The sequence below is a fragment of the Roseburia sp. AM51-8 genome (genome assembly GCF_003478275.1).
Taxonomy (GTDB): domain Bacteria; phylum Bacillota; class Clostridia; order Lachnospirales; family Lachnospiraceae; genus Pararoseburia; species Pararoseburia lenta.
On record NZ_QUEY01000002.1, the window covers coordinates 541796 to 568582 of the forward strand.

Annotated in this window: 28 protein-coding genes, 1 pseudogene, 1 riboswitch and 1 other annotated feature; of the genes and pseudogenes, 23 read left to right on the forward strand and 6 right to left on the reverse strand. The window is 41.5% G+C overall.

Annotated features, from left to right (window positions below):
• Positions 1–37 precede the first annotated feature (37 nt).
• The 5 genes from DW996_RS13275 (at position 38) to DW996_RS06410 (ending at position 3128) form a co-directional block, all read left to right on the forward strand.
• Positions 38–250 carry a hypothetical protein gene (locus DW996_RS13275; protein WP_243098687.1) on the forward strand — a complete coding sequence of 71 codons (213 nt, stop codon included), beginning with the start codon at positions 38–40 and terminating at the stop codon, positions 248–250.
• A 25-nt stretch (positions 251–275) separates the two neighbouring features.
• Positions 276–620 carry a DUF6070 family protein gene (locus DW996_RS13280; RefSeq protein ID WP_243098688.1) on the forward strand — a complete coding sequence of 115 codons (345 nt, stop codon included), beginning with the start codon at positions 276–278 and terminating at the stop codon, positions 618–620.
• Between the two features lie 86 nt (positions 621–706).
• A complete protein-coding gene (locus DW996_RS06400) occupies positions 707–1954 on the forward strand; it encodes a DUF6070 family protein (protein ID WP_118535194.1) in 1248 nt (415 codons plus the stop codon).
• Between the two features lie 59 nt (positions 1955–2013).
• On the forward strand, positions 2014–2454 hold the full coding sequence (locus DW996_RS06405; RefSeq protein ID WP_117482135.1) for a hypothetical protein: 441 nt from the start codon (positions 2014–2016) through the stop codon (positions 2452–2454).
• 122 nt (positions 2455–2576) lie between these two features.
• A complete protein-coding gene (locus tag DW996_RS06410; protein ID WP_118280230.1) occupies positions 2577–3128 on the forward strand; it encodes a hypothetical protein in 552 nt (183 codons plus the stop codon).
• A gap of 59 nt (positions 3129–3187) precedes the next feature.
• On the opposite strand, the gene DW996_RS06415 is transcribed toward DW996_RS06410, so the two are convergent.
• Both DW996_RS06415 and DW996_RS06420 read right to left on the reverse strand, forming a co-directional pair.
• Positions 3188–4993, reverse strand: coding sequence for a BlaR1 family beta-lactam sensor/signal transducer (locus DW996_RS06415; protein WP_118535195.1), 1806 nt, complete (start codon positions 4991–4993; stop codon positions 3188–3190).
• Between the two features lies 1 nt (position 4994).
• A complete protein-coding gene (locus DW996_RS06420; protein WP_107001152.1) occupies positions 4995–5381 on the reverse strand; it encodes a BlaI/MecI/CopY family transcriptional regulator in 387 nt (128 codons plus the stop codon).
• 191 nt (positions 5382–5572) lie between these two features.
• On the opposite strand from DW996_RS06420, the gene DW996_RS06425 reads away from it, so the two are divergent.
• The 9 genes and pseudogenes from DW996_RS06425 to DW996_RS06465 all read left to right on the forward strand — a co-directional run bounded on the left by DW996_RS06425 (position 5573) and on the right by DW996_RS06465 (position 12882).
• The gene (locus DW996_RS06425; protein ID WP_118535254.1) at positions 5573–5938 is read left to right on the forward strand and encodes a helix-turn-helix domain-containing protein; all 366 of its coding nucleotides are present in this window, start codon (positions 5573–5575) and stop codon (positions 5936–5938) included.
• A gap of 2 nt (positions 5939–5940) precedes the next feature.
• Positions 5941–6797 (forward strand): annotated as a pseudogene (locus DW996_RS14805) (KilA-N domain-containing protein).
• A gap of 62 nt (positions 6798–6859) precedes the next feature.
• Entirely contained in the window at positions 6860–7492 is a 633-nt protein-coding gene (locus DW996_RS06435) for a hypothetical protein (RefSeq protein WP_199642630.1), read from the forward strand.
• Between the two features lie 155 nt (positions 7493–7647).
• The gene (locus tag DW996_RS06440; RefSeq protein ID WP_118535196.1) at positions 7648–8433 is read left to right on the forward strand and encodes a hypothetical protein; all 786 of its coding nucleotides are present in this window, start codon (positions 7648–7650) and stop codon (positions 8431–8433) included.
• Positions 8426–9172, forward strand: coding sequence for a restriction endonuclease (locus DW996_RS06445; RefSeq protein ID WP_118535197.1), 747 nt, complete (start codon positions 8426–8428; stop codon positions 9170–9172). Before DW996_RS06440 ends, DW996_RS06445 begins: the two co-directional genes overlap by 8 nt.
• Before the next feature lie 396 nt (positions 9173–9568).
• A complete protein-coding gene (locus DW996_RS06450) occupies positions 9569–10711 on the forward strand; it encodes a DUF2971 domain-containing protein (RefSeq protein ID WP_118535198.1) in 1143 nt (380 codons plus the stop codon).
• Positions 10712–10799: 88 nt separating this feature from the next.
• The gene (locus tag DW996_RS06455; RefSeq protein ID WP_118535199.1) at positions 10800–11150 is read left to right on the forward strand and encodes an arsenate reductase family protein; all 351 of its coding nucleotides are present in this window, start codon (positions 10800–10802) and stop codon (positions 11148–11150) included.
• Between the two features lie 500 nt (positions 11151–11650).
• Entirely contained in the window at positions 11651–12424 is a 774-nt protein-coding gene (locus DW996_RS06460; protein ID WP_118280228.1) for a threonine/serine ThrE exporter family protein, read from the forward strand.
• On the forward strand, positions 12421–12882 hold the full coding sequence (locus DW996_RS06465) for a threonine/serine exporter family protein (RefSeq protein ID WP_178009836.1): 462 nt from the start codon (positions 12421–12423) through the stop codon (positions 12880–12882). The genes DW996_RS06460 and DW996_RS06465 overlap by 4 nt, the downstream gene beginning before the upstream one ends.
• A gap of 22 nt (positions 12883–12904) precedes the next feature.
• Here DW996_RS06465 and DW996_RS06470 read toward each other — a convergent pair whose 3' ends face one another.
• From DW996_RS06470 to thrS, 3 genes are all read right to left on the reverse strand, one after another.
• Positions 12905–13744, reverse strand: a complete 840-nt coding sequence (locus DW996_RS06470; RefSeq protein ID WP_118535200.1) for a WD40/YVTN/BNR-like repeat-containing protein — start codon at positions 13742–13744, stop codon at positions 12905–12907.
• Between the two features lie 41 nt (positions 13745–13785).
• A complete protein-coding gene (locus DW996_RS06475) occupies positions 13786–14307 on the reverse strand; it encodes a hypothetical protein (protein ID WP_118535201.1) in 522 nt (173 codons plus the stop codon).
• An 88-nt stretch (positions 14308–14395) separates the two neighbouring features.
• Positions 14396–16165, reverse strand: coding sequence for a threonine--tRNA ligase (gene thrS / locus DW996_RS06480; RefSeq protein ID WP_243098689.1), 1770 nt, complete (start codon positions 16163–16165; stop codon positions 14396–14398).
• A gap of 56 nt (positions 16166–16221) precedes the next feature.
• Positions 16222–16422 (reverse strand) — a binding site (T-box leader).
• A gap of 218 nt (positions 16423–16640) precedes the next feature.
• On the opposite strand from thrS, the gene DW996_RS06485 reads away from it, so the two are divergent.
• From DW996_RS06485 to DW996_RS13290, 5 genes are all read left to right on the forward strand, one after another.
• Positions 16641–17072, forward strand: a complete 432-nt coding sequence (locus tag DW996_RS06485) for an RNA polymerase sigma factor (RefSeq protein ID WP_243098699.1) — start codon at positions 16641–16643, stop codon at positions 17070–17072.
• Positions 17065–18039 (forward strand): zf-HC2 domain-containing protein, encoded by a 975-nt coding sequence (locus tag DW996_RS06490; RefSeq protein ID WP_118535203.1) that lies wholly within the window; start codon positions 17065–17067, stop codon positions 18037–18039. The genes DW996_RS06485 and DW996_RS06490 overlap by 8 nt, the downstream gene beginning before the upstream one ends.
• Before the next feature lie 77 nt (positions 18040–18116).
• Complete coding sequence (locus tag DW996_RS06495) at positions 18117–18539, forward strand: HIT family protein (protein WP_118280224.1); 423 nt, start codon at positions 18117–18119, stop codon at positions 18537–18539.
• Positions 18540–18658: 119 nt separating this feature from the next.
• Complete coding sequence (locus tag DW996_RS13285) at positions 18659–20059, forward strand: glycoside hydrolase family 3 C-terminal domain-containing protein (protein ID WP_243098690.1); 1401 nt, start codon at positions 18659–18661, stop codon at positions 20057–20059.
• Positions 20059–21093 carry a glycoside hydrolase family 3 protein gene (locus tag DW996_RS13290; protein ID WP_243098691.1) on the forward strand — a complete coding sequence of 345 codons (1035 nt, stop codon included), beginning with the start codon at positions 20059–20061 and terminating at the stop codon, positions 21091–21093. Before DW996_RS13285 ends, DW996_RS13290 begins: the two co-directional genes overlap by 1 nt.
• Positions 21094–21162: 69 nt before the next feature.
• Here DW996_RS13290 and DW996_RS06505 read toward each other — a convergent pair whose 3' ends face one another.
• Positions 21163–22587 (reverse strand): alanine/glycine:cation symporter family protein, encoded by a 1425-nt coding sequence (locus DW996_RS06505; RefSeq protein ID WP_118280222.1) that lies wholly within the window; start codon positions 22585–22587, stop codon positions 21163–21165.
• 75 nt (positions 22588–22662) lie between these two features.
• Positions 22663–22767, reverse strand: a riboswitch (glycine riboswitch).
• Positions 22768–23047: 280 nt separating this feature from the next.
• Between DW996_RS06505 and DW996_RS06510 the strand changes: the two genes are divergently transcribed.
• The 4 genes from DW996_RS06510 to DW996_RS06525 all read left to right on the forward strand — a co-directional run bounded on the left by DW996_RS06510 (position 23048) and on the right by DW996_RS06525 (position 26765).
• Entirely contained in the window at positions 23048–23302 is a 255-nt protein-coding gene (locus tag DW996_RS06510) for a heavy-metal-associated domain-containing protein (protein ID WP_118280684.1), read from the forward strand.
• 98 nt (positions 23303–23400) lie between these two features.
• The gene (locus tag DW996_RS06515; protein ID WP_118535204.1) at positions 23401–25779 is read left to right on the forward strand and encodes a cation-translocating P-type ATPase; all 2379 of its coding nucleotides are present in this window, start codon (positions 23401–23403) and stop codon (positions 25777–25779) included.
• Positions 25780–25857: 78 nt separating this feature from the next.
• Positions 25858–26169 (forward strand): thioredoxin, encoded by a 312-nt coding sequence (gene trxA, locus DW996_RS06520; protein ID WP_279220149.1) that lies wholly within the window; start codon positions 25858–25860, stop codon positions 26167–26169.
• Between the two features lie 14 nt (positions 26170–26183).
• Complete coding sequence (locus DW996_RS06525; RefSeq protein ID WP_158572988.1) at positions 26184–26765, forward strand: HdeD family acid-resistance protein; 582 nt, start codon at positions 26184–26186, stop codon at positions 26763–26765.
• The last annotated feature ends 22 nt before the right edge of the window (positions 26766–26787 follow it).

Genomic DNA, 26787 nt, shown 5'->3' on the forward strand with positions numbered 1-26787 from the left:
GATATTGCTAGTTACAGTAATAGCAGGAATAATCTGTTTGGGAAAGCTGCATACGGAAGAAAAGAAAGTGGCAGAGGAAGTATGGGAGCCTCCGGTGGAAATCGAGGACAGTGAAACGGTAACTTCCGTAGATTCAGCATATTGGTTTATTTCACAATCCAGTGATTGTCTTATCTCGGAAGAGGAAAAGGAGCAGCAGAATATGGTTTTGTCGGCAGCAGAATCGGTCAAGAAACTGGGACAGCAGTAATGTAGAGGATATTCTGATGCCTTGTATGTATGAAGATATTTTTCGGATTTCTACGGGCGAAAATCTGAAAACTGGGGATTGGAAGAATCTGGCAGAGGAATATGAAAGGATAATGACCACTTACTTTCCGGTATCGGTAGAACAGTTGAGAGAGTATTGTGGGTATGATGAGGGCAGCAACAGCTATGAATATGACATGATTTCTGCCAGCCCATATCCACCGTTTGGAGAAGTGGTTGATTATACGGAAAACTCTGATGGAACGATTACTCTGATTGTAGATGGAGTATGGGCAGATTATAATTCCGACTGCGCATTTACAAATCGATTGTGGTTCAGCCATTTGAAGATGGAACTTTTAGATATTTAGCCAATTCTATTGAACAAAAAGAATTGGAATTGCCAGTCATAGCAAGAATGAATCCTTAATGTGGCTGGAAGAAAAGGACGATATTTATGAAAAAGCGTATTTGGTTCATTGTACTGATCAGTTGCCTGTTATGTGTATGCATAAGGAAAGATATGACATCAGATAGTCAGTTGATGGATAGTAGAGATGTTGATTCTACGGAAGAAAACGAGAATGCAAAAGAAGATGTTGCAGAACAGTGGGAAAAAGGTTATGACCTTCCAATAGATGAGCCGGAAAGAAAAGAAGCAGAGGATGAGTGTAAAATGATTCTGGAGCTTATTTCTGATATTTATACTCAGGCAGATAAAGGGGAGGCAGTTAATACGGTTCTGGATGATAAGACAATCTATAAAATGCAGGATCGGATAAAAGAAAAAGGGTATCTGGTTACAACGATGAAAGCATATGCAGCAATGGAAAATTATAAAAAAGTCGAAGATTTTCTTAAAAACTGTCAGGAAGAGAAAGCTGGTTCGGTTGTGCTTTACGAGTTGCATTCAGATGGTGGCATTGGCAGAGATAAATTTATTTTTGATGGAAAGGACATGTATTTAATAGGTGCGTGTGCTACATGGAACACCAATGATACATATGGATTGTCCTATATTTCTTATGCAAGGATAAAGGAGTGGAAATATACGGATAAAGGATGGTTTTGTTATGAATTATGTGTTCCGGAACCGCCGGAGGTTACAGAGATTGTTGACGGAAGCTGTCTGGTAAGAATAAAGCCATTATCTAAGGAACAACGGGAAATGTCAGAACGATGCGTACAAGGTCTGGGGTATCAGGGAAATAATCTTTTATGCTCGAATTGGGATGCTGACCATATGGAAAAACTGGATTATAACGGGATATATGAATATCTGTATGCAATGAAATACCAGGAAAAGTTTAATTCTGAGAATTATCCAAATGGAATACCAAAAGAGGAATTTGAAAATTTAATTATGGAGTATCTTCCGGTGACGTCAGAGCAGATACGGGAATATGCAGTATTTGATGAGGAAAACCAAACGTATTATTGGGCGCGACTTGGATGCTTTAATTATGCACCGACTTTCTTTGGAACTTCTCTGCCGGAGGTTATCGACATCAAAGAAAATGAAGATGGGACAATCACATTAACAGTTGAGGCGGTTTGCGACATGGTCATTTGTGATGATGCAGTCATAACCCATGAACTTACGGTAAAGTTTGCAGAGGACGGCAGCTTTCAGTATTTAGGGAATGAAATTCTGAATGACGGAATTATGCACATACCAGACTACCAATACCGAATTAAAGAATGATTTGATAATAGTTGTGTTTTGTGGTAATCTTACAGATGTAAGAAAAGGAAGGAGGACACATGAAGAAATTAAAACTAGTTGGAATATTGGCAGCAGTTGTATTAATAGGCGGTGTGATTTCAATTCCGCTTATAAATAACCACACTGCTTATAAAGTGGAAAAGGAATTATGTGAAACACCACTGCCAGAGAAAACGGAATTGATAGAGTCAATATCACGGGCAGGGAAGCTGACAGGTAACGGAAATGGAATGCAGTATTTCGGAGCAATTTTAATTCGAAGTGATTTGTCTTTGGAAGAATTGGATGCTTACTATTCAGGGTACAGAAGTAATGAGTGGGAATATCTTGTAGATATCCAAGAAGGACAAGAGATTGAAGTGGTCGATCATAGTACATTGCAATTTGCGGAGCAGATAGAGAGTAAAGGATATTACATTGTGTATTCGTGGGGAGATGGGAATTCTTTGCTGAAAGAGATAGATATTCGTGGACACTAAAAAGGAGCAAGATGAATTATGAAATATATTTCCAAAATCAGTAAAATCAGTAGCTTCATATTTTACATATTTCTATTGTGCCAATTATGGCATTTATGCCAATATGGAAGGATGGTGTAAAAATGATTATAAAGTCTATTATGACCGATGAAGATAGAAAAGCATTAGAGTATATGCTTTCGTTAGAATATGCTATGCCATATCAATTACTTAAGACAAAAAATAATAGAAGGAAAATTATTTATATAATGACACCAGTATTATTTTTGTTATCAATCGGCTGCTATTTTGTAAAGAGTTATCCGATGTTTTATGTGGACATGGGGATTTCTATTATTGCATTGATTTGGATTATTTGGTTTCAATCTAAGGGAAAAAAATTTGAAAATAATGTCCATGAATTTGTATGGAATAAATCAAGATATAACAAAGTGGAAATTGATGTTCAGGGAATAAAATTAGAAGATAAAAAGATCTGTGAACTTAAAGAAATAGATAGAGTCTTTTTATACAAAGATTTTTTCTTACTCATAACGAATGAAAAGAAGTTACTTGTACTAAAAACAGTAGGTGTAGAGACAGAAGAACTTATTAAGATTATTAAAGAAGCTGATATCTTATTTGAAAAAAGAGAAGAACCATTTAATATTTATGAATATTGCAAAAAGCAGTAATTAAAAAAAAGAAAAAACGAGTAAAAGTTAATTCTACAGTTAACCTTTACTCGTTTTTGTTATTTCTGTGATACCCAGATATTCATGTCTGACAAGATAGACATGGTTATTTCAGTTGCTTTGCCTCCGGTAGCATCGCTGTTTGCACCAATGTTGGTAGCAAAAAAGTATGTATTATCTGCGGTTTCTACAAAACCAACAAACCATCCATTCACATCCTGGCCATCCACACGGCCAGTTCCTGTCTTTCCATAGAGTGTTCCGGCATCAGAAGAGGAAAGGAGGATGGCGTCTTTTACAGCATTGATGTTTTCAGGAGAGAACTCAAAGCTGTTGTTATGTAGTTTCGTTAAAAGTTCGACCTGCTCTATTGGAGAAATTTTTAAGGATGATTCCATCCAATAAGTGGAGAAATCACCATTCATGTTTTCATTTCCATATCCAATTTCCTGAATATAGTTATAGACGGAAGAACTCCCAAGCTGTTCATCCACTGTCTGGAAGTACCAGTTAACGGAGGAGTTCATCGCAGACTGTAAGGTCTGATCCGCATTCCATGCTTCAAATGGATAGCTTTCTCCATTCCATGCAATAAATGAGTTTTCTGGTGTAATGACACCTTCTTCCAAGCCGAACAAGGCATCATATATTTTGTAGGTGGAGTTTGGTGCTACTCGCAGGGTAGCATGCTCTTTGTCATATATGCTCCATGCATCATTTCCCAAATCGTATAAAACAAAACTGCCTTCGTATTCTCCGAAGTATGTGGAGCGGTCTACATAGGAAACATTCTCAGAAGAGGAGTCCCATTGGTAGTAGTTTTCGTCGGCTGCGTATGTAGAAATAAAAGGAGCAAAACCTAACAGGAGAACAGCAGTCAGTACAAATGCCGTCATACCTTTTAGCCTTTTTGTAAATGTTGGCTTCTCATAAGATGCAATATTGATGATTCTTCGTTTCATCTGTTTCATGTTTCCACCAAGGCCGGCAGCAAATGGAAAAGGAGTAAGCGATACTTTTTCCGCAAAGTTAATCAGTGTATTGCCATATTCCTCGTAAGCATCCTCTTCAAGCATCTTTAAAACAGAGGTGTCACAGGCAACCTCTTTGTCATTACGCATTTCTTTCAAAGCGTACCAAACGAGAGGATTGAACCAATATACCACTCCAGCAAGGTTCATCAGATAACTGGCAATAGCATCATGGTGCTTGTAATGCTGCAGTTCATGTAACAGCATATACCGCATATCGGATTCGTTATAATCAGAGATCAGATGAACCGGAAGATAAATACACGGTTTCAAAAGTCCAACAATAATCGGAGATTTCAAAAATGCGGTACTGTAGACAGGAATATCTCTGTGAATCCCCATCTCTTCTAAGCAGTGATGATATAGTATGCGGACTTCCTTGTTCTGAAGGGGAAGTGCAGATTTCTCCAAGTTGCGTAAACGGAGAGAGGATTTGATTACCAAAATAATCATTGCAAGAATACCTACAATCCATATCCCTAATAATATGTATCCGGCAATGGATGGTGTCTCGCTATTTACAGAAAGTGCGAAATCATTCATCCAGTCTGTATTTCCGGTCGGATGAATTCCCACAGCTTCTCCCATAGCGGTTGAGGTACCAGAAGCAGGAGAGCTTCTTAAGCTACCAAGCCACGAGAAGATTTGTGGAAATCCGATGGGACGGAACGGTATAAAGGGAACTGCCAGCAACCCAAGAAGCAGGAACCACAGATTATACTGCATCCGGCTGGACAGGTTGTTTTTGAATATCCGCTTGGCTATCAAAAGAATTCCGATGATACCGCTGATAAATACATTGCATATTAAAAAGCGTATCATAAAATTAGCCACGTTAATTTCCTCCTTTTTTTGACCTCTTGGAAAGAAGGGAACGTAGGGTGTCTATTTCTGTTTCAGACAGTCTGTCATTCTCGATGTATGCAGACAGCATGGCAGTGATATCTCCATCATAGTAGCGTTCCAGAAAAGAATTGCTTTCCTGGCCGATGTATTCGCTTTCTTTCACGACTGGGGTGTAAACAAACACTCGGCTCTGTTTTTCATAAGTCAGAGCGCCTTTGGTCACAAGGCGTTTGATTAAAGTCTGTATCGTTTTCGGACTCCAGCTTGTGGTCTGTAATAATTTATCTGTTATTTCATTTGTACTGATCGGCGCATGTTTCCATACGATTTTCATAACTTCAAATTCAGCTTCAGAAATCTGTGGTAAATCACTCATTTCAAATCCCTCCTTAAATCTTACAGATGTAATAAATACATTATAGACGTTATTTATGTGGTTGTCAATTTAAGAAAAAGATTTGAAAATGGCATTGAAAGAAAAGTTGCAGCATGATACTATAACCGTATAGACGGATGGGTAAATTTATAAATACGGATATGTACGGAATGTTGATGGAGGAAAAAGTCATGATTATCAGTGAAAGAATTTTTTGTGTGATGGAGCAGAAGAACATAACGCAGTTGGAACTCTCAAGAAGAACCGGGATTGCAACGAGCAACATCAGTGACTGGAAGAAGAAAAAGACAAATCCCAAAGCAGACTGTCTGTTGTCTATATGTGATGCATTGGAGATTACTCCCGAACAGCTTTTGACAGGAAAAGGCATTGATCCGGAATATAAGGATGAAGATGCGAATTATGAAGTAACCAGGTCGGATATTAAGATTTTAAAGCAGATTCACAGCCTTGGAGATGAGCAATATAAAAGACTTATGGCGTATATGAAAGCCTTGCAGAAGTTGGAACAGATGGAGAACATGGTGGAGGAATAGAGATGGCAAATAAAATAGTTAGGGAAATTATTCACGCAAAAGGAATTGATATTGGGATTTACACGAAAGATTTTGAAAATGAATATATTTCGTTGACAGATATTGCGAAATATAGAAATGATAATGATCCCAGATTTGTCATTCAGAACTGGATGCGAAACAGAAATACAGTTGAGTTTTTGGCTATTTGGGAAGAACTTCATAATCCAGATTTTAACCGTGTGCAATTCGAGGCGGTTAGAAGTGAGGCAGGATTAAACAGGTTTGTTATGACGCCAACCAAATGGATTGAACAGACCAATGCTATTGGAATAGTGTCAAAAGCAGGCAGATATGGTGGAGGAACTTATGCACATAGCGATATTGCTATGGCATTTGCTACATGGATTTCTCCGGAATTTCAACTGTATATTATGAAAGATTACCGCAGGTAAAACAAGATGAAAATAGTCGACTTTCATTGGACTGGAACTTGAACAGGGCTTTATCAAAGGTGAACTACCGTATTCACACGGATGCGGTGAAGGAAAATTTGATTCCACCAGAGTTGACACCAGAACAGATTGCTTATACATATGCCAGTGAAGCAGATCTTTTAAATGTTGCTTTATTTGGTCAGACTGCAAAGCAATGGAAAAATAATAATCCGGGTAAAAAAGGGAATGTGCGTGATGATGCAAATTTAAATCAGTTATTGGTATTGGCAAATATGGAAAGTTATAATGCTATTTTAATTGAGCAAGGGAAACCTCAATCAGAAAGACTTATATTGCTTAGAAATTTGGCAATCAGGCAGATGGATACATTAGCCAGTATCAATCTGTCGGCAGTTTCGACACTTCCTGGAGGTGATATGTAAATTGAAGAAAGAGAAAATCAAAGTATATTTATACACCCGTGTCTCGACAACCATGCAGATAGATGGCTAGAGGTCATAAGTGTGATTACAGAAGACAAGTGCATGAAGAGATGTTGGACGCTGCTGTTGCAGAGGTAATCAGCAAGTTGGTTAGTAATCCTAAGTTCTCAGATTTGATTCGTAGCAAGATAAATATGGAAGTAGATACCAGTACACTGGATCAGGAGATAGCAAATTATGAGAAGCAATTAAGACAACTATATCATAACAAAGAATCTATCTTGTCTGATATTGATTCTCTTGATTATGAGGATAAACATTATCAGCGAAGAAAAACAGATTTGGAGAACCGTTTGTACATAACCTATGATAAAATAGAGGAAGCAGAGGAACTGCTTGTATCCGCAAAAGCCAAGAGACGTTCTCTGCTGGCAGATAAGATTACCGGGGATAATATCTACAAGGCACTTATTTTTTTCGATAAGTTGTATGCTCAAATGAACGAAGCAGAGAAGAGAGAGTTCCTGTCGCAGTTAGTGGATAATCTACAGATTTATGAAGAACGGAAAGAAAATGGTCAGTGGCTAAAATCCATAGAGTTTAAGTTGCCGATTATAGAAAATGAGTTTACACTAAGTTTGGACAACGATACACAAAATGAGACGGTCTGCCTTCTGTCAAGAAGAGCCCAATAAATCAAAGGTTTCTGCGATTTTGGAAAAAGGGATGTGTGTTCCTGTTTTCGCAGAGTGATGATATAAGTGGAGGTTTACCTCAGAGGATAGGCTTTGGGGAAGGGGAGATATAAAAGTATACTTTTAAGAATAAGCAATTTGGTACATTATGAGGAGTGCTACAAGATGAAGGAGGGATACATATATTCGATTTAAGAAAAAATCCAGGATTAAAAGCTAATGTAATTTCAATGTATAAAAGTCATTTTCGAAGCGAAGGTTTTTATAGACCTAGGATTGCAGAGGATGTGACAATCTCTGGAAAATTAAAAGAACATACAGTTGATATTTATTTTGAATTCATTCAGATGAATAATTTAGAGCGTACAGTGATTAAAGTAATAGAAGGTACAAAAGTAACAGAGAATGATATGTGGGAATTTGCAAATGTCTTGAAAGATTTACATTTTTTTGCAAAAGGTATTATTTACTATGATGATAGAGTATCTAGTGGGGCAAAGAAAGTGGCTGAATTGACACACATTGATTTAAAGAAATTTGATTTATTAGATGAAGTAAGAAAATCTGCTTTAAGTGCTATAAAAGTAATGCTGCCAGATGAAGAGGTAATAGGGGATCCATTTTGGGTCGTTATGGAAACAGAGCAAGATAGTGATAAGAATACAGGAAATTACGAGATGGTCAATGATAGTATTTTATTGTTTTTATCAAAGAAGCAGGCTATTAATTATTGCAGTAAAATACAAAATAGTGCTAAGGTTTTTGGTATTTCTCAAAACCATCTCAAAGTGTTAGTTTCTCTTCAAGAAAAAGGGATGTGTCCAGGTTTTAGTATAGTTTTTCCTGAATTTGAGCAAGTCCAGGAAAAGTCTATCTTATATTATCAAATTCCATATAAAAGATTTAAAAAAATTTATTTGAGGGGAAACAATAATGAATAATGTATCAAAAGAGAAAGGAGAGAAGTTTGAGTCTATTGTTGAAAAAATTTATATTCAAATTTCTAATAATGAGCGAATAAAAACTAAAGTTGAGAAACATGTTCCAATAATAGGAGCTGATGGTGCAAGCCATGAGATAGACATACTCTATTCATACGAACATTTTGGAGTGAACTACAAGGTGGCAATTGAGTGTAAAAACTGGAAAAATCCAATAAATGTTGGTGAACTAAGAAATTTTTCTTATAAATTAGAGCATATAGGGAACATAAATGGAATTTTTATTTCGGCAGAAAGTGAGTTTCAGGATGGAGCAAAAAAAGTATCTAGTTATAATGGAATCAAACTTATAAAATATGATGAACTTTATAAGTTTATTAATGGTGAAAATAGTAAATACTTGGTTCCCGACTATAAAACTATCGGTGATCCATTTTGGATGTTTATGAATTTGGACGGAAAAAATTCCATAGAGCAAAATTTGTTTCTTAAAGAGGGAATTTTACTTTTTGAAAGCAAATATTTTGCCGAGCAATTCCAAAATCTTTACTTATTGAATTGCGATAATAATGTAAAACTAGTAGGAGTATCACAACAGCATTTAAAAGAAATCGTATATTTAAAAGATCAGTATAAGGTTCCTGTGAGATTATTTAACCAGTTTACAAGTGATTTAAATAAGTGGCCATATCATTTTTGGGATTTAGATGCTGCAGATATTGAAATGTATATTAGGTAATGTAATGGTTATAATGCTCGCCATAATCGTGCGGATCAAAAAGAGTGATTATAGCAAGGAAATATGGCACGATCGTATGATGCAATATTATACCAGCATAATAATTGTATTTTGCAAGTTGAAAAATAAGCTTACCGATAATGAATTTTAAATGGTGGGGTAAACTCTATCCCCTCTAAGTGGAGGATAAAACTTTTCGCAAAAGGTGACGGTTTCACTATTTAGTACAGAAAGTAACTTTCAGTGCACTGCGAGGTGGCGGTATTGCTGTCGAGAAAAGATATATAAGGGGATAAAAGAAACGCGTTTCGAGATTTTTTCGGTAGAAGGAAAAAGTTTGACTGTTAGAGAGGTAGAGGGGAACGTTGACGTGAGATTGAATGTGAGGAGAGCAAGATGAATTTATCGGACGTAATTAGGAGTGCACAGCAGTTTGCACCACAATTTGCATCTACATATTGCATTGTTAATGGTGAATTTATGACGTTGGAAGCATTAGAAAAGATGGGATGCGATGAATTCTTGTATAGATCTAAAATAAACATGCCAGCGAAATTGTATAAATATTTTCCAAACAAAGAAATTATCGATAAAGATGGAAATAACGTAAATTATTCATTACTCGCATTAAAGAATAATACAGTGTATATGCAATCTCCAAGTCTTTTTGATGATGTTTATGATTCAGAAATTAATATTGACTATTATGAATATCAAAAGTATCGTCTTATGGAATATTGTAGAAGATGTGGAGTAATGGTTGATGAGCGTGAAACAGTAGAAGAAATAGGAAATGAATTATTAACAGCAATCATAAAATCAATAGAAAACAACAAGAATTGCAATCATATTTTTATGGTGTCTCCGACTTCTGACATAGAATCATTGTCTAATGAGATTTTTATAAATAAACTTAGGCTAGGATTAGCAGCAAATCAAGATTTAGGACAAATTGTTTCGAAAATTATAACAGAAGAATATCAAAAGTATAGTGAGGAATTGAAGAATACATTTAGAATCTCATGTTTTACAACGACACCATACTCACAACTAATGTGGGGAGGTGCATATGCAGATGGTCATAAAGGATTCTGTGTTGAATATTCTATATGTCCAAAGGATGAAAAATATAAAGAGTTGTACAATAATTTATTTCCGGTAGTATATTGTAAAATACGTCCTAACATTACAAAAGAACTGGTTGGGTGGCAAGATAGAGATATGACAAAGGAGTATGTATGGTATATATATTATTATGGTGTATTAAGGAAAAGTATAGATTGGGCATTTCAAAATGAGTGGAGATTATTGCTTCCGTTAAGTGAGAAACATGGTGACAATTGCAACGTAGAATTTTTCCCGATAACGAGAGTGTATTTAGGTAATCGAATGCAAAAGGAAAAACGAAAGGAAATCATTGATTTTTGTAATAATAATAGCATCCCATATATTGGAGTCAAAAAAAATTCCAATATATATGAAATGCAAGAGTGTGGGATGAAATGTGAAGATTGTTACAAATATATTAGCTTAGAATGATTTTTACTATAAGCGATAAGGAGATGATTGTATGACACGTTTTGATAGATATGTAAAAAATTGATATTAGTAAGTGAGGTGTTGGCAAATGTTATTTATATGTTACCCCAAATGTTCAACCTGTCAGAAGGCTAAAAAGTGGCTGGATGAGCATTATATTGTTTATACAGAACGTCATATAGTGGAGAAGAATCCTACCTACGACGAATTGAAAGAATGGTATGGAAAGAGCGGACTTCCACTTAAGAAGTTCTTTAATACCAGTGGACTTCTTTATAAAGAAATGCAGCTTAAGGACAAGCTTCCTACAATGAGTGAAGAGGAACAATTACAGTTACTTGCTACAAATGGAATGTTGGTAAAGCGCCCACTTGTTGTAAATGGAGATACTGTTCTTGTTGGTTTCAAGGAAGCAGAATGGACTGAAAAATTGAATTGATAAGTATTAACAATTCGATTATATATGGGGAAAAGGAACTGAGAATCTCGTTCGGCGAAGAATATCATATTGTCAGAGAGTTCCCAGAGTATTTCCTAGATTATAGAGAAATAAAACTTTGATGAAGATGTTTAATATGATTGGGATTGGCGAAAGAGCCGGCAGTGGTATTCCGGATATTTATCAGATTTGGAAAAATGAAGGCTGAGCGATGCCTGTTGTTGAGGAAAAATATAATCCAGATAGGACGTGTTTGACGCTTACGTTTGCAAAGAAACAAGTGAAAAAAACAAGCGATAAAAAACAAGCGAAAAAAACAAGACCAGAAAAACACTGGAAAAACAGGATGCAATAAGAGAATATTTACAACAAAATGGTTCGTCAAAAACGAGTGCTATGTTGTGGCTGAAGGGGCAAATAAAAATAGAAAATATCATTTGTTTGATGAAAGCGGGCTGGTGCGCAAGTGATACAAATAACCAAAGTGAGGAACTTACAGCATGAATGAGACCAGAGACATATTAACGCTGGCAGTGGAAATCGGTGACGCCATGCTTCAAAATGGTGGTGAGATCTACCGCGTAGAAGATACCGTTATGAAGATCATGGCGGCTTATCAGTTAGAGGATTATGATGTATATGTGCTATCTAATGGTATTTTTGCCAGTGCCAATGAGGGAAAGGAAGATGCCTGTAGCATGATTCGGCATGTGCCCCTAGGCAGTGTAAATCTGCTCAAGATATCAAAACTCAACCAGTTAGCCAGAGACATTTGTGATAAGAAATGTACGATATCTGAGGCTTGGGATCGTATGGATGCCATTATACATCACAAGAAGGATCCACTCTGGATTCGTGTCCTATGTACCGGTATCGGATCCGGTGGTTTTGCCATTTTGTTCGGAGCGAATTTTTTGGATGGATCCATTGCATTTGGCATTGGTCTTTTATTACAACTTTTGATGTTATGGTTTGAAAAACACCATGTTGGGCGCTTTGCCAATCTGCTAATCTGTAGTATGTTTGTAACAGCCCTGAGCCTGCTTCCTATGTGTATGGGACTTCCGGTTTCGCAGGACAAGATAGTGATCGGCTGTATCATGCCACTTGTACCGGGCATTGCCTTTACGACCTCCATCCGTGATTTCTATAATAGTGATTATCTGTCAGGTGTGATCCATCTCTTGGACGCGCTTTTGACTGCACTCTTTATTTCGGTTGGCGTTGGCCTGACAATCTATATTTTTCAGAGTTTGGGAGGTGCTATGTCATGATTGGGACGATTTTTTTGCATTTTATCATTGCTATGATTGCGACGTTAGCCTTTGCTGTTCTGTTTCAAGCACCTAAATCAGAATGGGGTTTATGTGGGTTGACAGGTGGTGTGGGCTGGTTTGTCTATGAATATCTGCATTCACAGCAGGGCTGGCATCTGATGTTGGCAACGATTGTGGCAACACTGGCCTTGACCTTGCTTTCACGCTTTTTCGCGGTACTTCGCAAGCATCCGGCAACGGTCTATCTGTTGTCAGGGATATTCCCGCTGGTGCCGGGAGCCGGGATTTACTATGCAGCCTTTTATCTAATCAGCGGTAATATGGAAATGTTTTCGATCAAAGGAACTGAGACAGTTGAGACGGCAGGGGCGATTGTTATCGGTATCATCCTTGCGATGGGACTTCCGCAGGCATGGCTCAACCATCTGAAAAAGAAGGAAAAGAAAGCAATATAAAGCATAAGAAAAGCGCCGGAGATCAAAAGTCTCCGGCGTTTTCCCATGTTGCGCCACCATCAGTAGAAATATATTTTACACCCGTGGTATCACCAGCTTCCGGTCTTGCTAAAACGACCAACTGATCTTTATCTTTTCTTGGCATATCAAAGTAGAATTCGCCGGTTGTAGCACCTGGAAATTCTATTTTTGTAAAAGTTTTCCCTCCATCTGTTGTTCGATAAAGGTTGGACCAATCTTGCCCCGCACATGTCAGACCAATGATGCCATTATTCTCATCATAGAATACGAGACCTTCGCTGACACCGATATTTCCGACAAAGGGATCTTCGGTGATCATCTCCCATGTGTTTCCGCCGTCTGTTGTTTTCTGCAAGCCATAAAAACGGCTTCCTGCAGCAGCATCTAAAATCTTAAATTTCCAACCCATTTGTTCTGTGAGATAAAAATATTGTATACCATCTTCGTCGGTATAACATTTGCCAATTTCTGAGGAGTTTTTAGTAGAAGCATCCGTTTGCTCCTGTTCTTTTTGTTCCTGCAAAGAAGTGTATTTAGGGTTAGCCATATAACGTACTGGTGTAACCGTATCAAGCTCTGGCATGTGTAAGGATACTTCATATCCTTTTACAGACCCACCAGCATTTAGCTTTTGGATTTCGGAACGATCTCCGGAAACCGCAACGAGACCATCTTTTATTTCAAAAGAACGATTTCCTAAATATAGTAATTGGTAGGTGGAGCCATCATAAGTTTGTTCCCACTCTGCCACCTGTTCTTTCCAGTTGGCCAGTGCAAGCACATCAATCATAGGAGACAGTAAGGAGTCTGTATCAAAATCTGCCGATGCATACCCATCCATATTAACATAAATTTTTTTGCTTTTTTTGGCATTGTAACTGATTAAATAGGTGCGCGTCTGATTGTTCTCATCTTTTCCATATAAGAAACCTCGATTGCACTTATTTTTCCAGTACCGTCAAAATCTACAGTAAATTGTTCTGCAATATAGAGTTTTTCCGGAAGGTTTAATGCGGCATTCAAGTCATCCAGAATGCCTTCGATACCCGTGTCAAAAATGTTCGTATGCGTCAAAGCAACTTCACGTGTGTGTATCAAATCTTGAATTTTCCACGACAGAGCACCATGATAAGGGATTGCAGAATAAATGATACTGCTGGAAAAGAGAACACATGCTGCAATGACAGAAGTTAATTTAACAATAAATGCAGTTTTGTTTTTCATAGTCGCAGGTTCTGTTGTTTGTCGCAGAATGAGTGCGCCACTGAAGACGAGCAAACCGAAAAACATCCATAATAGATGACGTCTGGTACCGCCATATTTGCAAAGAACACTTAGGTGGTACGAATCAAAAATAAAGGACAGAATCATAACAATTTCTGCTATTTGGCGCTTGTTTTTCATAAAAAGCTCCTTTTACGGATGACAATTAAAAAAGGATACCCTGATCATTATAGTGCATCAGGGTATCACCTTTTGTGTTTGTTCTAGTTTACATGAATATGTTCTTTTGATTTCTCAGCAATTTCAGCTTGATTTTTTCAACGAATTCGTCTAATGGAAGGACTGTCGTTTCTTTTTCACCATGAAGACGGAAGGAAACGGTACGGTCATCCTTTTCATTAAATCCGACAACCAGCAGATAAGGTACTTTTTGTACCTGACCTTCACGCATGCGGTAGCCGAGTTTTTCGGCACGGTCGTCAAGTTCTACGCGGACATTTGCATCTTCCAGGGCATCTACGATTTCCTGCGCATAAGCATTCAGACCGTCGTCATCTGTCTTGACCGGCATAACGCGAACCTGAACAGGAGCAAGCCAGGTAGGAAGATTTCCCTTGGTCTCTTCCAGGATATAAGCCATAAAGCGATCCAAAGATCCAAGGATGGCACGGTGCAATACGACCGGTGTCTGCTTTTCGCCGTTGCTGTCAATATAATAGAGGTTGAACTTGGCTGGCAGACAGAAGTCCAACTGACAGGTAGAGAGTGTGATCTCATTACCGATCGCCGGCTGTACGTTTACGTCAAGTTTCGGACCATAGAAAGCAGCCTCGCCGATCTCCTCGGTGTATTCGATGCCGATACTGTTTAATACATCACGCAGTGCATCTTCTGCTGTATTCCACATTTCATCATCATCATGATACTTTTCTTTATTCGCCGGATCACGAAGGGAAAGTACACAACGATAATTGGTAATTCCAAAATCCTTATAGGTATCAAAGATCAGATTTACAACGCTGGTAAATTCTTCCTTGATCTGTTCCGGTGTCACGAAGAGGTGGGCATCATTCTGACAGAAATGTCTGCCACGCTCGATACCCTTTAAGGTTCCGCTGGACTCATAACGGAAGTCGTGTGCAATCTCACCGATACGGATTGGCAGGTCTTTGTAAGAATGTCTTCTGTTTGCGTAAATCATCATATGATGTGGGCAGTTCATAGGGCGAAGTACAAAGGATTCCCCTTCCATTTCCATTGGTGGGAACATGTTTTCCTTGTAATGATCCCAGTGACCGGATGTCTTGTAAAGATTGACCGTGCCGACACATGGAGTCATAACATGGAGATAACCGAGTTTTCTCTCTTTATGCTTGATATAGTTTTCTAATTCCTGCCAGATGGTGTATCCCTTTGGCAGGAACATTGGAAGACCACGACCAACCAGGTCATCTACCATAAAGAGATTCATATCTTTTCCGATCTTTCTGTGATCTCTTTCTTTTGCCTCTTCCAATAACTGTAAATGTGCATCTAACTCTTCTGGTGTTGGGAAACAAACACCGTAGATACGCTGCAGCATTTTGTTTTTGCTGTCGCCCTTCCAATATGCACCGGAGTGGCGGATTAATTTGAAATATTTGCAAAGTTTTACATTGTCTACGTGAGGTCCACGGCAGAGATCAGTAAAATCGCCCTGATCGTAAACCGTGATATTGCCATCCTCAAGATCCTCGATCAGGTCTAACTTGTAAGGGTCATCCTTAAACATTTCCAAGGCTTCTTCCTTGGAAACTTCGCGGCGGATGATCTTTTTGCCGGATTTGATGACTTTCTTCATTTCCTTTGTGATTGCTTCGATGTCTTCATCACGGATAACGTCATCGCCCAGGTCGATATCATAATAGAAACCTTCTGCGACAACTGGTCCAACCCAGAATTTAGCCTGTGGGTAAAGATGCTTGATTGCCTGTGCCATCACATGGGCACATGAGTGGTTCAGCGTATTCAGACGCTCGTCTTCTTTGAAATTTACCATTTTCATTCTCCTTTTCATTTTTAGTATGAAAAAAGCACCCATAGACTGATACATCATCTAAGGGTGCTTGCACACGGTTCCACCTTAATTTTTACTCTTGCAGCCTGTAACGGGGCTATCCGGTAACGCTTCGGAATCATCCTTCTACGTACAGCTTCGAAGTGGTCTTCATGTAATCCGTTTCTAAGGAACTTCCAGCAAATGTTCCTCTCTCTGTGAGAACCTGATTGCATTACTCTCTTCATCATTGCTTTTATGGGTACTATTCATTTCTAAATCTGCTTCATTATAGTATAATAATGGCGGAAATTCAATGGATTTTGAAAAAGTGGAAAAATTTCCTAAATTTTTAAATTTTTTTGTAACAAAATAGGGAAAACATTGTCTAACCTACGAAAAAAGGAAAGGAAGGTGAGAAAGACTGGATACCGAGAAGCTATATCGAACGTATTTTATGAAGGTATATTCGTACGTGATGAATATCGTAAAAAATCCTGCTGCAGCAGAAGAAATCACGCAAAATACCTTTGTGAAAGCAATGACTACAAAAAGTGAATACGAAGGGTCATCCAGCCCATACACCTGGTTGTGCGCGATTGCGAAAAATCAGTGTTATGATTACTTCCGTAAAAATGGCAGAATTGCAGATGCTGTGGAACCAGAGAGGGAGGCAGTGTGTGCTTCGGATGTGACGGAGGATTTTGTCGTACGTGAAACTTCGTTGTCTATTCATCGGATTTTGCATGATATGGAAGAACCATATAAAGAAGTGTTTGAACTTCGTGTTTTTGGAGAATTGTCATTTGCGGAAATTGCTTCGATATTTCGAAAAACAGATAGTTGGGCGCGTGTGACGTATCACCGTGCAAGAATAAAAATAAAAGAGAGGTTAGAAGAGAATGAGTAATATAGAACAGAAATTACCGTGTGAGGTAGTGCAGGATATTTTGCCACTCTATCATGATGGTGTGTGTAGTGGTGCAAGTCGCAAAATGGTGGAAAATCATTTGCAGGAATGCCGTACGTGTAAAACACTGTTGCAGGAAATGGATGAGACGGAAATGGATATGGCACTTGCTGATGAGACAAAAGAAGTGCTGGAACACCATGCAAAAAGGGAGCGTACGTTGGCATATAAGACAGCAGTAGTTATTGCAGGACTCTTATTGTTACCAATTGTCATTGCGCTTCTCATGACACTTCCGGGCTATTCTGATTTAAAGACGGATGCGGCAATTATGGCATCTATGCTATTAGTGGCAGGTTTTACAGTAGTTCCACTGTTATCGCGAGGAAAGAAGCTGGCAAAGACCATTGTGGCATCGACAGCTGCATTGATTCTTTTGATTTTTATTGTGGAAATGTTTTTTGACCATGGCAACTGGATTACGTTTGGCGAGATTGCCTGCTCAACGATGTTTGGTCTTTCTTTGGTTTTTGCGCCATTTGTGGTAAAACAGTTAGACTTGCCGGAAACGCTGGTGAACCAGAAAGCACTTCTGACGGTGGCATGGGATACGATTTGGTTTTATCTGATGATGGTTATGTTTGCTATCGATAATCCAATTTATACGCAGGATCTTTTCCTTCCGGGTACATTTTTTGTTGCTCTTGGCTGGGCAATCTTTTGCGATTATCGTTATTTACCGGGGAATGGTTGGATGAAGACAGCAGTTTTATCATTGTTGGTTGGTATCTGGGGAACCATTGGAAATGCTCTCGGCTGGGTATCGGTTTCTGTGATGACAAAGGCGGGAGAGACACCGCTGGATCTCAGAGGCTGGATCCTTGCGATCACCCTTGGGCTGGCAATCGTCCTCTTTGTCATTGGACTGCTCCGGCAAAAGGGACAGTCTAAGAGAATCAAAGCCTAAAGTCATGCATTGCTATTTGCCCTGGGTCTGCGTATAATAAAGACAGTCACAAAGGAAAACGAGAGGAGAATCAGGACATGATAGATCAAAATTGTGCATACTGCGTAGAGGGAGAACTGGTTGATGCTTTTGGTATCAAGATCTGCGAACTGCCGACTTCCAAGGTATATTTATTTAAGGAGCAGAGCCATCCGGGCAGAGTGATCGTGGCACACAAGAAGCATGTGAGCGAGTTGATCGAACTGAGCCCGGAAGAAAGAGCGGCTTACATGGAGGATATTGCAAAGGTGGCAAATGCCATGCATGAGATCTTCCATCCGAATAAGGTCAACTATGGCGCTTACGGAGATACCGGACACCATTTACATTTTCATCTGGTTCCAAAGTATGAAAATGAATATGAGTGGGGCGGCGTTTTTGCCATGAATCCACAGGTCAAGACTTTAAGCGATGCAGAATATACCGAAATGGTAGAAAAATATCGTAAGGCACTTGCATAATTGCCTAAATATTTGATAAAAAAATCAAAAATTTAATAGTGAGGAGAGTCCTTCTGGTTTATAATGAGTATAAATTGCACAAGTCAGTATGTGCTCAGACAAACAGGGAGGACTTTTTTATGGAATTGATGGAATATGAAAAGAAACATACAGAGGCGGTCAAAGGCTCACTTGCCGAGTGTACCGTACTCTTGAAAAAAGATGGTAAATTTCCACTGGAGGCGGCAGGCAAGATCGCAGCCTTTGGTAGTGGTGTGCGCCTGACAGTTAAGGGTGGAACCGGATCCGGCGAAGTCAATTCACACTATTCTGTGAATATCGAAGAGGGCTTAGAGCAGGCAGGCTTTGAGATCACGACCAAGGCGTGGCTGGACGCATATGATGCCAAGCGCGCAGAGGCAAAGACGGATTTTATCAAGCGTATGAAGGCAGAAGCCAAGGCGAACCATCAGAATGTCATGGTCTATGCCATGGGAAAATCCATGCCGGAACCAAATTACCAGATCCCTTTGGAGGGGCAGGGCGACGTGGCAATCTATGTATTGTCCCGTATTTCCGGTGAGGGAAATGACCGTCCGGTAGAAGAGGGAGAGATCAAATTATCCGCTACGGAAAAGAGAGATATCTTAGCCCTCAATGAAAAGTATGATAAATTCATGCTGGTACTCAATGTCGGTGGCGTAGTCGATCTGTCCGATGTGACGGAGGTCAAGAATATCTTAGTCCTTTCACAACTTGGCGTAGATACCGGAACAGCCCTGGTAGACATCCTGCTTGGCAGACAGAATCCATCCGGTAAACTGGCAACGACCTGGGCGGCATGGGATCAGTATGCGCCGATGGATGACTTTGAGGACATCAATGATACCAGATATCAGGAAGGCATCTATGTTGGCTACCGCTATTTTGATTCCTTCCACAAAAAGGCACTCTTTCCATTTGGTTATGGCTTGTCCTATACAGAATTTGCACACAAACTGTCCGGTGTCAGCGCAGACGGCGAAAAGATCACGGTGCGCGCACAGGTGACCAATACAGGTCAGCGGGCAGGTAAGCAGGTGGTGCAGGTCTATGTATCGGCTCCAAGCGTAAAACTGGATAAGGCATATCAGGATCTCTGCGGATTTGCCAAGACTAAGGAACTGGCATCGGGAGAGAGCCAGGAAGTAGCCATTACCTTTGCCCTTTCTGATTTTGCTTCCTATGATGAGGCATCTGCTTCTTATATTCTGGAAGCCGGCAACTATATCGTGCGCATGGGCGTAAGCAGCCAGGATACGGCTCCGGTCGCTCTGCTTCGTCTGCAAGAAGACGTTACGACTCTGGTGGCAAAGAATGTCTTGGGAGATCCGGGATTTACAGACCTGCGTGCAGAGGCTGGCCAGACAGAAAATATTCCGGCAGATATCTGTGTCATCACTTTAAGCGCAGATGATTTTACGACAGAGCAGGTAGATTACCAGCCAAAATATGAGATCTTGCCGGAAGTGGAGGCGCTGTCTATCGATGAGGCAGCCTGATGAACATCGGCGGACATGATCCAAACAAGGGTGGACTGGTATCCATCATCGGCAGCGCCGGATCACAGGTCTGCGGTGCAGCAGGTGAGACAACGACTCATGTCAAAGATTTCCCATCCCTTGTTATGGCAGACGGTCCTGCGGGCCTTCGTCTGGCGAGAGAATACTATCGCGATGAGAAGGGCTTGCATGCAGTAGGGCAGGCAGGTATTCCGGAAAGTTTTATGGACTACATGCCAAAGCCGATGCTCTTTTTCTCAAAACTGATCATGGGCGGAAATAAGGGACCGAAGGCTGGAACGGAAGTAAAGACCCAGTATTGCACAGCCATCCCGATCGGTACAGCCATTGCCCAGTCTTTCAATACAGATCTGGCAGAAAAATATGGCGATATCGTGGGCTATGAAATGGAAATGTTCGGCGTACATCTGTGGCTGGCTCCGGCACTCAACATCCACAGATCTATCCGCTGTGGACGAAACTTTGAGTATTATTCAGAAGATCCGCTGGTTTCCGGTTTGATGGCGGCAGGGATCACAAATGGCGTGCAGAAGCATCCGGGATGCGGAACGACCATCAAGCATTATGCTGCCAATAACAAGGAGTTGAACCGCTATGCCAACAACAGCCATGTGTCTGAGCGTGCCATGCGTGAGATCTATACCAAGGGCTTTGGTATCTGCGTAAAGAAGTCACAGCCGCATGCCGTGATGACTTCCTACAACCTCTTAAATGGCGTACATACCGCAGAAAACCGCGGCTTAATCGAGGACATCTTACGCTGTGAATATGGCTATGAAGGCATTGTTATGACAGACTGGGTTGTACCAATGACCGCAGACAAGCGTTCTGCTAACCGCAATTCTCTGGCAAGATTTGTAGCCGCTGCCGGTGGCGACCTCTTTATGCCGGGCGGAAAGAGCGATTACGAAGATCTGAAAAAGGGCATTCAGGAAGGTGACGTATCCGAGGAACAGGTACGGATCAATGCGACCAGAGTGCTTAAGATGGCAAGAAAATTAGTAGAAAAATAAGCATAAAAATAGAAGGGAGCCTGTGACTGGAGAATCAGTCACAGGCTCCCTTTTTGTATGAAATGCATTTTATTGGATCTCTCCATTTTTATGCCGTTCAAAGAATTTCTTTGTCTCGGCAACAACCACACCGTTTAAGGCAAAGAGTGCGATCATGTTTGGCAGTGCCATCAGACCGTTAAAGATATCTGCGATCGTCCAGACAGCGCTGACGGTCATGTATGGTCCGATAAAGACGGCAAAGATATAAAGCCAGCGGAATATCTTGATGGCTTTCTGATTGCCCTTTGTCAGATATTCCAGACAACGCTCACTGTAATAGTCCCAGCCAAGAATGGTCGTAAAGGCAAAGAATACCAGACAGAGCATAAGGATAAAGGAAGATACCTCTGCCGGGAAAGGCAGCCCCTGTTGGAATGCATAGGTCGTCACGGCAACACCTTCCAGACCGTCTACCTGCCAGGCACCGGTCAGTACGATGGAAAGACCGGTCAGGGTACAGATCACGATGGTATCGATAAAGGTTCCGGTCATGCTGACAAGTCCCTGACGTACCGGCTCTTTTGTCTTTGCGGCAGCAGCGGCGATCGGTGCGCTACCAAGTCCTGCTTCATTGGAAAAGATACCGCGGGCAACACCCTTTTGCATAGCGACTAACATGGAACCGACGGCACCACCTGTGATCGCTTTTGGTGTAAAGGCTGCAACCACGATCGTCTTAAAAGCAGCCGGAACGGCAGTAATATTGCAGATCACAAGGCTCAGAACAAATACGATATAAATAACTGCCATAAAAGGAACGATGATCTGGCTGACACTTGCGATTCTCTTGACACCACCGATCAGTACGGCAGCCACACAAAAGGCAAGTACCAAAGAGGCGATAACGACCGCCCAGGAATAATCGCCTAAGAAAGGTAAAAGTTTTACCGTGTGGGCATCTGCCGGATCAAAGAAATTATGTACAGCGGAGGAGATACCGTTGACCTGACTGAAGGTTCCGATACCAAAAAGTCCTACGCACACGCCAAAGAAGGCAAATAACTTGGCGAGCCAGGTCCATTTTTTTCCCATGCCCTGCTCGATATAATAAAAAGGTCCGCCAAGGCTGTGCCCGTCCGGGGCAACGACACGATATTTCACGGCAAGTAATCCCTCTGCATATTTGGTCGCCATACCAAAGAAGGCGGTAACGACCATCCAGAACAAGGCGCCGGGACCACCGGTGCCGACTGCCGTAGCAACACCGACGATATTTCCGGTACCGATCGTAGCACTTAAGGCAGTGCAAAGTGCAGAGAAACTGGAAATTTCTCCATGACCTTCGTCCTCATTTTTGACCATCCATTTGAGTGCCAGAGGAAGTTTTCGGATCTGCAAGAAGCCCAGTCTTGCGGTCAAAAGCAGACCACCGGCAAGGATCAGCACCATGAGTGGGACACCCCACACAAAGTCATCGATTGTTGTTAAAACATCATTGATAAAGTTCCACATGTTTTTCATACCTCTTTCGTTTTAGTAAGGGATGCAAAATTCTTGTGGAGAGATTGGAAAGAAAATAGAAAGATAGATATCTTCTCTGTCCATTTGCCTGAGAGATTCCTGCGTGCATGCACGCATCTTGCACCTTCGGCCCCCGGCTCGTCGTGTCCGGGTGTCTCCAGAGAGTCGATCCATTTGCAGTTGCACCGGCACGGTCGGCACCTGAGAGTGTTACTCCTTCGGTAGACAAAAACGTCGTTTTCCTGCAAACTTCATCTCGAAAATTGCTCCAATCACTACTATATAGGTTCTTCCTATGGATTTCAATAGTTTGCATACAATTTTGAGATAAAGTGAAAAAGTATGAAGTTAGCAAAGACTAACAAAAAGGCTTGACAGTAGAAAAAAGCAGGAGTATATATAAGACGTAGATACGATGGGGGTATATAAAAGAAAGGAGATCATAGAAATTATGATACAGACAACTTTAAAGATCGATGGGATGATGTGCGGTATGTGCGAGGCGCATATGAATGATGTCGTGCGCAAGAATTGCCAGATTAAAAAGGTCACCTCCTCTGCAAAAGATGGCGAGACCGTAGTTATCAGCGAGAATGAACTGGATATCCCATGGCTGAAAAAGGAGATCAAAGCCATTGGTTATGAACTGGTTTCTTACGAGAGCAAGCCATACGAAAAGAAGGGACTGTTTGGCTTCCTAAAGTAAAGAAAATTTAAGAAAATCTTTATAGAATTTTTATTGCGAAATCAGGTGTCATGTTTTATTCTGATGGTAAGAAATGGCAGTAAGGAGCGTGGCACTTTATGACAATATTCCCTGAGGACAAAGAGACAGAGACCGAGATCAGAGGTCTTTGTGCGGCGGAAGTAGAGGAAAGGATTCGACAGGGAAAGGACAATCGTGCGGATGTGGGTACGGGTCTGACGACCGCAGAGATCATACGCTCGAACACATTTACTTACTTTAACTTTATCTTTCTCGTTATCACGATTCTCTTATGTCTGGTGGGATCTTTCCGCAATCTGACATTTTTACCGATCATCATTGCAAATACCCTGATTGGGATCATACAGGAGATCCGCGCCAAGCGAACGCTGGAAAAGATGAGCATTTTAAATGCGCCGCATGCGATCGTGGTGCGTGATGGCAGTCAAAAGCAGGTCGCCTCGGAAGAACTGGTCGAAGATGATGTGATCCTGCTGCGGGCAGGCGACCAGATCTGCGGGGATGCCAGTGTCCTATTCGGAGAGGTCATGGTCAATGAATCGCTTTTGACAGGCGAATCCGATGAGATCAACAAGACGCAGGGTGACGAACTTTTATCCGGCAGTTTTGTGGTGTCCGGTCAGTGCTATGCCCGACTGACCCATGTGGGCATGGATTCTTATATATCCAAGTTATCGCTGGAAGCCAAGTCCATGGAACGCACAGAGCAATCCGAAATGATCCGGTCGATCAACCAACTGGTCAAGTGGGTTGGAATCGCCATCATACCGATCGGTATTGTCTTATTCTCGCAGAGTTATTTCTTCAATGGGGAAACGATCGCCCGCAGTGTGACGGCGACCGTGGCAGCCGTCATTGGCATGATACCGGAAGGACTCTACCTTCTGGCAACGATCGCACTGGCGCTGGGAACCATCCGGCTGGCAACGAAAAAGGTGCTTTTGCATGATATGAAAAGCATTGAGACCTTATCGCGGGTCGATGTTCTTTGCGTAGATAAGACAGGGACGATCACGGAGCCGGGTATGCAGGTTTCCCATATTTTATGGCGCAGACAGGTCATGGAAGAAAATGGGGCAGAAGACGAAAAAGGGCTGTGGGATCGTGAGGCTCTACAGGGGATGCTGGCGGATTATGTCTATGCCTCCACGGATAACAATGCAACGATGGATGCGCTGCGGGCAGCCTTAGATAAGATGCCGGAAGCCAAAGCGGGCAGGCGTAGACCGTCTCATATCCAAGCCTTTTCGTCTGCAAATAAATACGGCAGTATGACCTTTTCGGACGGCACCTATTTTCTTGGCGCGCCGGAATTTATTATGAAGGATTCCTATGATGCGATCGCAGAGGAAATCGCGTCTTATGTGCAAAAGGGCTACCGTCTGCTTTTATTTGCCAAGCAGGAAGCGGACGGCATTTTACCACTGGGCTATGTGACCTTATCCAATCCGATCCGTGCCAATGCAAAGGAGACTTTTTCTTATTTTAAAGAGCAGGATGTGGCGATCCGAGTGATCTCCGGAGACAATCCCCAGACGGTATCTGAGGTTGCAAAGCGTGCCGGGATCGAGGGCGCAGAGAATCACGTCGATGCGACGACACTGGATAGTAAGGCAAAGATAAGGGATGCCGTAGAACGCTACACCGTCTTTGGCAGGGTGACGCCAAAGCAGAAGCAGTTGATCGTCAAAGCCTTGCAGGAGGCAGGACATACCGTTGCCATGACAGGCGATGGTGTCAACGACATCCTGGCAATGAAGGATGCGGATTGCAGTGTGGCAATGGCATCCGGCAGCGAGGCGTGTGCGCAGGCGGCACAGGTCGTCCTCCTCGATTCGGATTTTGCAAAAATGCCAGAGGTTGTATATGAGGGCAGACAGGTCGTCAATAATGTAGGTCGTTCTGCCAGCCTCTTTTTGGTAAAGAATATATTCTCCCTTCTGATGTCGGTATTTTCGGCGCTTTTTATGATCACTTATCCACTGGAGCCGTCCCAGATCTCCTTGATCAGTATGTTTACGATCGGTATTCCGGGATTTTTGCTGGCATTGGAGCCAAACCGCGAGCGGATCAAGGGACATTTTATGCGAGGGGTCCTAGTGCGGGCACTTCCGGCAGGGCTGACGGATGTTCTGGCAGTCGGTGCGCTGGTGATCTGCGGGCAGGTCTTTTCCCTTCCGCCGGAAGATGTTGCGACAGCGGCGACCCTGCTTTTGTGTGTGGTCGGCTTTATGATCCTGATCAAGATATCCAAACCGATGAGTGGCATCAAATATGCCATTGTGATCGGCAATATCGCAGGACTGATCTTTGCAGGGATCTTTTGCCATCAGTTGTTTGCCTTAAGCGCTATGTCAAAAGTCTGCGTCCTTCTGATGGTCGTCTTTGCTTTTGCGGCAGAGTCCCTTTTGCGTTATCTGTCCCTCTTGGTTGAAAAAATTGACTGTAAATTTTAGGTGTTATATAATATATGTTCATTCAATGGAACATAATAAAATGTAAGTGCCCGTCAAGGGCAGGAAAGGCAGGAATTTATTATGGTGAAAAAGATTGCAAATAATGATATGACAGAGGTTTTAGCAGAAAAGGTCGCACTGGTCGACTTCTCGGCAACATGGTGTGGTCCGTGTCAGATGCTGGCACCGGTTGTGGATGCTTTGGCAGAGGAACTGGAAGGACAGGTGGCTGTCTATAATGTAGATGTAGATGCCAACTCGGATCTTGCTATGCAGTATAGAGTGATGAGCGTTCCGTCTTTGCTCCTTTTCAAGGATGGACAGGTGGCAGGACAGACTGTAGGCTACCAGAGTGCGGATGAGATCAAGGCATTTATTGCAAACAACTAGGAGGTATGACCCTTATGATGGATAAATTAAAAAGTATTAAGATTGATGTGACCTTAGCAGCAGTGCTGAGTGTGGTACTGGGGGTACTGCTCGTGATATGGCCGGCAACCGTGATCACGGTCTTGGCACGTGTGATCGCTATTATCCTTATGGTATCGGGGATCGTTTCTCTGATACCGCGCCTGATGGATGAGGTCAAGTCTTATACCTCAATCATTGTTTCTCTACTTATTACACTAATCGGTCTTTGGATGTTCTTAAGCCCGCAGGCAGTCGCATCCATCATCCCGATCGCGATCGGTGTCCTTTTGGTGGTACATGGTGTGCAGGATCTTTCCCTCGCCCTTGAGGGCAAAAAGACCAAGGCACACAACTGGTGGAGTATTCCTTTGATGGCGATCTTAAATATCGTCTTAGGTGTGCTTTGCATCTGTAATGCTTTTGGTCTGGTAAAATTAGGCATGATCCTGATCGGTATCATGCTGATCTACGATGGCTTATCCGATATGTTCATCGTACATAAGGTCAACAAGGCATCCAAGGAGTTTGTGGACTCTACCATCCTTCACGAAGAAAATCTGGATGACTACATGTAAGATAGGAAAGTTGGCGAAGCAT

Coding starts and splice junctions, on each gene's coding strand:
- DW996_RS06510 (WP_118280684.1), top strand. CDS start 23,048: ATGATACAGACAACTTTAAAGATCGATGGGATGATGTGCGGTATGTGC.
- DW996_RS06450 (WP_118535198.1), top strand. CDS start 9,569: ATGAATTTATCGGACGTAATTAGGAGTGCACAGCAGTTTGCACCACAA.
- DW996_RS13290 (WP_243098691.1), top strand. CDS start 20,059: ATGAACATCGGCGGACATGATCCAAACAAGGGTGGACTGGTATCCATC.
- DW996_RS06470 (WP_118535200.1), bottom strand. CDS start 13,744: ATGGATGGGTATGCATCGGCAGATTTTGATACAGACTCCTTACTGTCT.
- DW996_RS06445 (WP_118535197.1), top strand. CDS start 8,426: ATGAATAATGTATCAAAAGAGAAAGGAGAGAAGTTTGAGTCTATTGTT.
- DW996_RS06405 (WP_117482135.1), top strand. CDS start 2,014: ATGAAGAAATTAAAACTAGTTGGAATATTGGCAGCAGTTGTATTAATA.
- DW996_RS06420 (WP_107001152.1), bottom strand. CDS start 5,381: ATGAGTGATTTACCACAGATTTCTGAAGCTGAATTTGAAGTTATGAAA.
- DW996_RS06435 (WP_199642630.1), top strand. CDS start 6,860: ATGGCTAGAGGTCATAAGTGTGATTACAGAAGACAAGTGCATGAAGAG.
- DW996_RS06465 (WP_178009836.1), top strand. CDS start 12,421: ATGATTGGGACGATTTTTTTGCATTTTATCATTGCTATGATTGCGACG.
- DW996_RS06495 (WP_118280224.1), top strand. CDS start 18,117: ATGATAGATCAAAATTGTGCATACTGCGTAGAGGGAGAACTGGTTGAT.
- DW996_RS13285 (WP_243098690.1), top strand. CDS start 18,659: ATGGAATTGATGGAATATGAAAAGAAACATACAGAGGCGGTCAAAGGC.
- thrS (WP_243098689.1), bottom strand. CDS start 16,165: ATGGTAAATTTCAAAGAAGACGAGCGTCTGAATACGCTGAACCACTCA.
- DW996_RS06410 (WP_118280230.1), top strand. CDS start 2,577: ATGATTATAAAGTCTATTATGACCGATGAAGATAGAAAAGCATTAGAG.
- DW996_RS06475 (WP_118535201.1), bottom strand. CDS start 14,307: ATGAAAAACAAGCGCCAAATAGCAGAAATTGTTATGATTCTGTCCTTT.
- DW996_RS06525 (WP_158572988.1), top strand. CDS start 26,184: ATGATGGATAAATTAAAAAGTATTAAGATTGATGTGACCTTAGCAGCA.
- DW996_RS06455 (WP_118535199.1), top strand. CDS start 10,800: ATGTTATTTATATGTTACCCCAAATGTTCAACCTGTCAGAAGGCTAAA.
- DW996_RS06485 (WP_243098699.1), top strand. CDS start 16,641: ATGAATATCGTAAAAAATCCTGCTGCAGCAGAAGAAATCACGCAAAAT.
- DW996_RS06425 (WP_118535254.1), top strand. CDS start 5,573: ATGATTATCAGTGAAAGAATTTTTTGTGTGATGGAGCAGAAGAACATA.
- DW996_RS06460 (WP_118280228.1), top strand. CDS start 11,651: ATGAATGAGACCAGAGACATATTAACGCTGGCAGTGGAAATCGGTGAC.
- DW996_RS06515 (WP_118535204.1), top strand. CDS start 23,401: ATGACAATATTCCCTGAGGACAAAGAGACAGAGACCGAGATCAGAGGT.
- DW996_RS06400 (WP_118535194.1), top strand. CDS start 707: ATGAAAAAGCGTATTTGGTTCATTGTACTGATCAGTTGCCTGTTATGT.
- DW996_RS13280 (WP_243098688.1), top strand. CDS start 276: ATGTATGAAGATATTTTTCGGATTTCTACGGGCGAAAATCTGAAAACT.
- DW996_RS06505 (WP_118280222.1), bottom strand. CDS start 22,587: ATGTGGAACTTTATCAATGATGTTTTAACAACAATCGATGACTTTGTG.
- DW996_RS06490 (WP_118535203.1), top strand. CDS start 17,065: ATGAGTAATATAGAACAGAAATTACCGTGTGAGGTAGTGCAGGATATT.